The organism is Flavobacteriales bacterium, from assembly GCA_019694795.1.
Taxonomy (GTDB): Bacteria; Bacteroidota; Bacteroidia; order Flavobacteriales_D; family UBA2798; genus UBA2798.
Map to the genome: position 1 here is coordinate 1 of JAIBBF010000088.1, position 7,895 is coordinate 7,895.

At 40.2% G+C, this 7,895-nt stretch carries 5 protein-coding genes; 2 read left to right on the plus strand and 3 right to left on the minus strand.

The window, feature by feature from the left end:
- The 3 genes from K1X56_14315 to K1X56_14325 form a co-directional block, all read right to left on the minus strand.
- The coding region (locus tag K1X56_14315; protein MBX7095892.1) for a histidine kinase at positions 1-2,765 on the minus strand (2,765 nt) is incomplete at its 3' end.
- A 209-nt stretch (positions 2,766-2,974) separates the two neighbouring features.
- The gene (locus K1X56_14320) at positions 2,975-4,930 is read right to left on the minus strand and encodes a ferrous iron transporter B (GenBank protein MBX7095893.1); all 1,956 of its coding nucleotides are present in this window, start codon (positions 4,928-4,930) and stop codon (positions 2,975-2,977) included.
- 16 nt (positions 4,931-4,946) lie between these two features.
- The gene (locus tag K1X56_14325) at positions 4,947-5,171 is read right to left on the minus strand and encodes a ferrous iron transport protein A (protein ID MBX7095894.1); all 225 of its coding nucleotides are present in this window, start codon (positions 5,169-5,171) and stop codon (positions 4,947-4,949) included.
- 225 nt (positions 5,172-5,396) lie between these two features.
- Here K1X56_14325 and K1X56_14330 point away from each other — a divergent pair, with 225 nt between their 5' ends.
- Both K1X56_14330 and K1X56_14335 read left to right on the plus strand, forming a co-directional pair.
- Positions 5,397-6,761: a sigma-54 dependent transcriptional regulator gene (locus tag K1X56_14330; protein ID MBX7095895.1), complete on the plus strand. Its 1,365-nt coding sequence runs from the start codon at positions 5,397-5,399 to the stop codon at positions 6,759-6,761.
- Positions 6,762-6,797: 36 nt separating this feature from the next.
- Positions 6,798-7,895: PAS domain S-box protein (locus tag K1X56_14335; GenBank protein MBX7095896.1), on the plus strand; the 1,098-nt coding region annotated here is incomplete at its 3' end.

Below are 7,895 nucleotides of genomic sequence, written 5' to 3' on the forward strand. Positions count from 1 at the left end.
TCTGCAATGGCAGATGTAGCAAAGGAAGCAGGCTTACCTGTTTTGCTGGCGTTAATTTCGGCAGAACGTTTTCGTCCGATTCCATTATCGCGAATAAGAATTTCATATTTTTTTTCACCCTTCCCGTTAATGATAATTTCAATCAGAGAATCGGATTTACGTTCCGGTAATATTCCATGGTGAATTGCATTTTCAATTAAAGGTTGCGTAATCAGCGAAGGAATAAAACGATGTGAGGGATCGATGGGATCATTGAATTGGATTTCGAAACGAAATGCATCGTTAAAACGATTTTTCTCCAACTCCATGTATTTCCCTATGAATTCCACTTCCTCTTTCAACGTAATTACTTCCTGCCGGGTGAGTTCGAGTGAGCGTCGCAATAAGGTTGAAAATAAACTCAGGTTTTTATAGGCCGACTGATTATCGCCATCCACTACCTGCGATTGAATTACACTAAGGGTATTAAAAATAAAATGAGGATTCATTTGAGAACGTAAGGCTTTTAACTCAGCCTGGAGTGTTCTTATTTTTAAAATCTCGCGATCGATAGCCTCCTTGTTTTTCCGTCGAATCAGGGTAATTCTCCAGCGAACAATAAACCATAAAATGAATATGAACCCGATAAAACATAAACCAATAAACCAAGGCTTCAAATAAACGGGAGTGAGAATGACCAAACTCAAAAATTGATGAGCAGATGAAATTCCCGATTCGTTAACAGCGAAATATTCAAGTTTAAATGTACCATGAGGTAAGCGGGATTCGCTTAAGAGATAACGTTGCGCTCCGGTAAGAAATTTCCAGGTGGAGTCGATCCCGTGAATTTTATAAAACAGCGTATCGTTGCCGGCCGATTTTAAATTGGGGAGGACTTCGAACTGAAGCAGTAATTCGTTGGAATAAAAATCGGATTGAAGATTACGATTGGTTTCTTTAAAGGATCCGCCCATTCGTTTTAGGCGTACAATGGGGGGTACGACATTTAATTTAGGATACTCATCGAAAATCAGGAGTCCGTTTTTCTCCACCACCAATAACTTTTCATTCCAGTTATGCAGTGCAATAATATTTTCAAAATCCAGTCCATGTAAACGATCATAGCTATGCCACATCGTCCCATCGAAACGGAGTATCGATTTTCCGTCGCTTACCAGAAGATCGGGACCGATGCAAATCAAATCGAAGATGCGGTCTACCGGACATTCCATTTTTTTCTCAATGCCGAAGTTGGAATTGATGGCGTAAATCTGGTTTTTGCGACTGAAATAAAACACATCTCCACAAGCACTGAGATTTCCTCCTTCGCGTAATAAATCTTGATGATTTCCCGGAAATAATTTCTCGTTCTGAATGTTGAGCGTATAGCGGTCGATCAATAAAATACCTGAACTGGATTGTGCCAGCAAATAGTTTCCCGTAGAAAAAATATCCGTAAACCAAATATTGGGGAATTCCACCACATGAGGTGCAGAGGGCGGGATCAATTCTATTCCCCGGGAACTGGCAATTGCAATTGAATCGCCACTTAATGCGAGTATGGCTTTAGCGGGATTGGTATAGGAGCTGGATTTCAATTTTAGTGTTACAGGATCCAGCTGAATAAAATCTTTGCAGAATAAATGAATACTCGATTTGGAAACCTGTATCGACTGAACTTCATTTCGACTTTGCACATCGAACTGAGCAGTAATTTCTCCATTGGAGGAACATCGCAAAACCCTTCCACGATAGGTTCCGATAATGAGGGAAGTATCACTTTCCACCGCCACTTTCGAAATGTTTTCGAAGCGATTAAGAATGCGCTCGGCACTGAGTGATCTGATTTTTAAGGAAGGAATAATCAACATTCCATCGTGAAGCGTGCCCAGTAATAATGAGCCTTCGTTACTTTCGTAAATGGCCGACAAATCGAAACGCGAGAAATATTTTCCTTCGAATTCCAGGTTCTCATTGTAGAGGTATAATCCCCCGAACGAACAAATAAAATAACCACCGTCTTTGCGATCGATGATCCAGGTTAATTTATCCTGAATATCATATCCCGGCAATGATTTTGGAAAATCGTGCTTTACCGTTCCGAATGGAATCAACGTATTTGTATTGGGATGATAAACCAGATAATCGCCTTTTTGTTTCAGGATAAACACGTAACCCTGGCGAAAGGGGACTTCAGAATGAATGGTGACTTTTCCACTTGGAAGGTGATAACCTAAAAAATCGACACCATCTTTAACAAAGATAAAATCATCCGTAAGCTGACCATCAAAAAACTGCGCTTTGGTTTTGCTTTGCAATACGACTTTGTTCAGCACTACCGTATCCTGAAAAAGAAGAATGAGTTTATCATCCTGCATGCGGTAAACCTGATTCTTGTATTTAAAAAATTCTGAAAATCCGCGTTGCTTTTTCGATAAGGAATCAATTTTGGTCACCTTTAAATTCCGGTCGTCGGCAATAAACACATGATCATAAAAATTGGAACACAGTATCCGGTGTTCATCCAATTGAATCAGATTTCGCAATGGTGAGCTCTCCCCTTCGAAGGAGAAATGGTTAATTTGAATTCCGTTATAAACCGACAATCCCAGTTCATGTCCGATATACACTTTGCCTTCTGCACTTTGAAAAATATCGTAAACCGTGTTGCTGGGTAATTCATTGCCTTTACCGGTGGTGTAGTATTTTAAATCCCACTGCGAAAAAATCGGCTGAACCGACAGCATGAATAAAACCACTAAGAATCCCCGGAGAGCACGAATCATAAATCAAAATTAATCAATTCAGTGCCCCTATCATTTGTTTCGGAAGATTTAGCGAAGGCTTCAGAAGATTTACGCTTTTTTAGAATGGATTTCCCTGCTGAACGCGCAGGTTTCGCACTTGTTTTTTGTGGAGAAAAAGCGAATATAAAACTGACGACCCAAATAAAAAATGGCCAGTAACAATGCTGCTATTACCAATATATTCTGCATCAGCTTAAAAGATGATAAGTTAATCCTGCACCAAGATAAGCCAAAACGCCCATAAACAACAATTGAATCAAGGGCCATTTCCAGGATTTGGTTTCGCGTTTCACCACGGCAAGAGTGGCCATACATTGCATAGCGAATACATAAAACACCATGAGCGAAACTCCGGTAGCCAGCGAATACACCGGTTTCCCGTCGGCACGTTTTTCTGCGCGCAGGCGTTGCAATAAGGGTAGATTTTGTTCACCGTCGTCCTGCACCGAATAAATGGTTGCCAGTGAACCGACAAACACTTCGCGGGCGGCGAATGAAGTGATGAGTGAAATTCCAATTTTCCAATCATAACCCAATGGCGCAATAACAGGTTCTATTCCTTTTCCGAGTTGACCCATATAGGAATTTCCGAGTCGAATGGAAGCTTCAATTTGAGAGCGGTCTTCCTCTGCCATGCTCATATAAACCGGACTCTCCTGCAATGATGCAATTTTAGCAGCAGATTTTTCTTCTCCTCCAAAACTGGCCAATACCCAAAGAATGACGGATATGGCAAGAATAACTTTACCGGCATCCAGCACAAAAACTTTTACTTTTTCCCAAACGGTAAGTCCCACATTTTTCCATTGTGGTGCTTTGTACGATGGTAATTCGAGCAGTAAAAAACTTTTTTCACTGGTGCGGATAAATGCTTTTAAAATAGCCGCAATTCCCAAAGCAGCAATCAATCCGAGTGCGTATAATGCAAACAAAACGAGTCCCTGTAAATTGATTATACCAAACACTTTTTGATCGGGAATTACCAATGCAATCAATAAGGTATAAACCGGAATTCGTGCACTGCAACTCATTAATGGAGCCACCAAAATGGTGATGAGGCGCTCTTTCCAGTTGCTAATGGTACGCGTTGCCATTACACCGGGTATGGCACAGGCTACACTGGATAAAAGTGGAACAACACTTTTACCATTGAGTCCAAGCGGACGCATCAGTCGGTCCATTATAAACACCACACGTGCCAGGTAACCGCTTTCTTCGAGTAAAGCGATAAAGAAAAACAGTAATGCAATTTGGGGGACAAAGACCACTACTCCACCGATTCCGGGAATAATTCCCTGTGAAATTAAATCATAAAAATTCCCTTCCGGTAAATGAGCGGATGTCCATTCGCTGAATGCTGCAAATTGCGCATCGATGAAGTCCATAGGCAAGGCAGCAAACGAATAAATCATTTGAAACAACACCAACAGAATGGCTGCGAAAATGAAATAACCCCAAATGGGATGAACAAGAATGCGGTCGAGTTTTAGATTTCCTTCTTGTTTTGTTTTCACATCACGTGTGAGCACTTCGGATAACAAAAACCGGATTTTTTTGAAACGCAGTTCTGCCTCTTCCGATTGCGCTGAAGTATTTTCTATTGCTGCAACCTGAAATCCATCAAGAAAAGGCTTTGCTGCTTTTTGAATCTGATTCGATTGAATGGCCTGTTTTAAACGATCCGTTCCAAAACCAACACGTGCATTAGCTTCAACGATCTGGGTCCCCGGAAAAGCCTCTTTTAATTTGGCCACATCGATACGAATTCCATTTCGCTGAGCGATGTCATTCATGTTGAGCACCAGCAACGATGGCAATCCGAGATCGTAGATTTGCGAAAAGAGAAATAAGTTTCGTTCGAGATTGGATGCATCGGCCACCACAACTGCCAGGTCGGGGTAATGTTTGTGTTGGGGATTTCTCAATACTTCATACACCACTTTTTCGTCGTTCGACCGGGGATAAATACTGTAGGTACCGGGGAAATCGATGAGTTGATGCGTTTGATCGCCAATGCGGATATCACTGAGTTTAAGGTCGACCGTAACCCCCGGGAAATTTCCAACATGTTGTCGCATTCCGGACAAATGATTGAAAATTGAACTTTTGCCCGTATTGGGATTTCCGAATAATGCGATCCTCATGATGTATACGTTGAAATCAGGATACGACTTCTACCAGCCTGGCTTCATCGAGGCGCAAAGATAAAACATAATCCCCCACCTCAATGGCAATGGGATCACCGAATGGTGCCTTAAACAGGATGCGCAGTTCTTGTCCGCTCACCAATCCCATCTCCAACAGTTTCGGCTTTAAAGGCGAATCTATTATCGATTTAATACGCACAGGTTCCAAAAAAGGAACATTAACCAGCAAACGATCCATTGTATTCTTGTTGCTACAAAAATACCATCACCGGGTGACATGGCTTATCCCCTTTTTAGGGTATTTTCTAAAAATATGAAGCCAAAAACCAACCTAGGTGAAAGTACCCTGGTCCCGCCCGGGAAACTCAGTACAAATACGGGAATTTTGGCCAATTCGGGAAATTTTCCCGTTTTTGGAAACAATTTTGAATCTAAATCGTTAAATTGGTAGAAATTCTTGCTTATGGAAAGTCAGAACGCCCGCATTTTTATTGTAGAGGATGATAAATTCTACGGTAAATTATTGGCTCATCAGCTCACGATGAACCCGGATAATCAGGTTGAAATTTTTAGCAGCGGCAAGGAATTGCTCGACAACCTGCATCGCAAACCGGATGTGATTACCATGGACTTTTCGCTTCCCGATTATAGTGGTAACGACCTCCTGAAGCGCGTGCTGCAGGTGGACCCGAATGCTTGCGTGATTGTGGTAAGCGGACAGGAAGATATTACCACTGCGATTGAACTTCTTCACCAGGGTGCTTACGATTATATCGCGAAAAATGATGAAACCAAAAACCGCTTATGGAAAGTGGTAAACAACATCATGCAGAACCGCAATCTGAAAGAAGAGATTGATGAATTAAAAAAAGAAGTGCAATCGAAATATGATTTTTCGAAAACCATTATTGGTAAAAGCGCTGAAATTAAATCTTTGTATCACCTGGTGGAGAAAGCCTGTAATTCTACCATCAACGTAAGTATTACCGGCGAAACAGGAACAGGAAAAGAAGTTGTTGCAAAAGCCATCCATTATCATTCGCCGCGCAACAAGAAAAAATTTGTTGCAGTAAACGTAGCCGCCATTCCAAGAGAATTAATCGAAAGCGAATTGTTTGGTCACGAAAAAGGATCATTTACCGGTGCCATTGAACGCAAAATCGGAAAGTTTGAAGAAGCACAGGGTGGAACATTATTCCTTGATGAAATCGGAGAAATGGATCTGAACATGCAGGCCAAATTATTGCGTGTATTGCAGGAGCGTGAATTATCGCGCATTGGCGGAAACCAATTGATAAAATTAGATGTAAGAATTATTGCCGCCACCCACCGAAACTTGCAGGAAGAAGTTGCTGCAGGAAGATTCCGTGAAGATTTATATTATCGTTTAATCGGATTACCTATAGAAATTCCACCACTGCGTGATCGCGGTAGTGACGTTATTATTATTGCCAAACATTTTATTGAACTGTATTCGAAAGAAAATAAAACACCAAAACTGAATTTATCGGATAGTGCTGCCGAGAAATTGATGTCGCACCCCTACCCAGGTAATGTACGCGAATTAAAATCGGTGATTGATCTGGCATGTGTTATGGCAGACCATAACCAAATTGAACCGGAGCACATCAAGTTTCGTCCATTGAATAATAATGGTCAGGATTTATTCCTCAAAGAAATGACCCTTGAACAATACACCGCTACAATTATTAAACGTTATCTCGATAAATACGATCAGAATGTTTTAAAAGTGGCCGACAAACTGGAGGTGGGTAAATCGACCATTTACCGGATGATGAAGGAAGGGAAGATTAAACAAAATATGTAATGAAGAGTTAATCGATATTATTAAAATACTTCCCGTTTGAAAAATAAAAATGAAATAGAAGCACTTCAACGTCAACTCAAAGAAGAAATAAAGGCCAGAAAAATGGCTGAAGATTCTCTTAAAAAAAGGGAAAAAGAAATTTCTATATTAAAAATTGAGCAAACACTTCTTCTCGAAAAGTTAGAAAATTCCGATGCAGAATACATTAACCAAACAACTATACTTGAAAATATCATTCAGGAAACACCATATCCGGTAATTTGGATTTCACCCGGAGATCTTCAAATTATTTTTACCAATGAATCGGGTAATGAATTCCTGAATCAACTAAAGCGGATTCCTACAGCGAAAAAAAAATGGGAAAAGTTTGTTCTGAATCCGGTTAAAAATAACACCCATACAACCCTTGATCTGCATTTGAAGGAAACCATCTATCAAATTCATGGAATTTACATTCCGGAACTTAATCAAAAGGTTATTTATGCATTCGATATTTCACGTTTAAAAGCAACCCAGGAAGCCTTATTAAAAAGTGAAACGAGGTATAAAATCATGGTGGAGTCGGTTACCGATATCATTTACCGTGTAACACATGAAGGTTTTTTTACTTATGTCAATCCCATTGCAGAAAAAATATTGGGGTATTCCATTGAAGAATTTAAAAAAATGCATTTTTCGGATTTAATCCGTGAAGATTACCGTGAAGAAATTGTAACCTATTACATCAATCAGGGAATAAATGATATTCCAAATTCATATAAAGAATTTCCCGTTATTACTAAAAGCGGAAAAGAAATTTGGATTGGACAAAATGTGACACTGGTTTTCGAAAACGGATTGGTTTCTGAAGTTTATGCATTGGCAAGGGATATCACCTCCATTAAAAAAACGGAAGAAGAAATTGAGAGTTCCGCTAACCGAATGAAATCGCTGGTTGAAAACCTGGAGGCCGGAATTCTGATGGAAGATGAAAACAGGAAAATTATACACGTAAATGAAACCTTCTGTAAACTGTTAAGAATTCCTGTTAGTCCTAAAGAATTAATCGGTCAGGACTGTACCAATTTTGCAAACCTGAGTAAACACCTGTTTGCAGATCCCGATCTTTTTGTAAGTGAGATAGACCAATTAATT

Bases quoted from the DNA above. Each gene is read 5' to 3' on its own strand.
- K1X56_14320 (MBX7095893.1), bottom strand. From the start codon at position 4,930: ATGAGGATCGCATTATTCGGAAATCCCAATACGGGCAAAAGTTCAATT.
- K1X56_14325 (MBX7095894.1), bottom strand. From the start codon at position 5,171: ATGGATCGTTTGCTGGTTAATGTTCCTTTTTTGGAACCTGTGCGTATT.
- K1X56_14330 (MBX7095895.1), top strand. From the start codon at position 5,397: ATGGAAAGTCAGAACGCCCGCATTTTTATTGTAGAGGATGATAAATTC.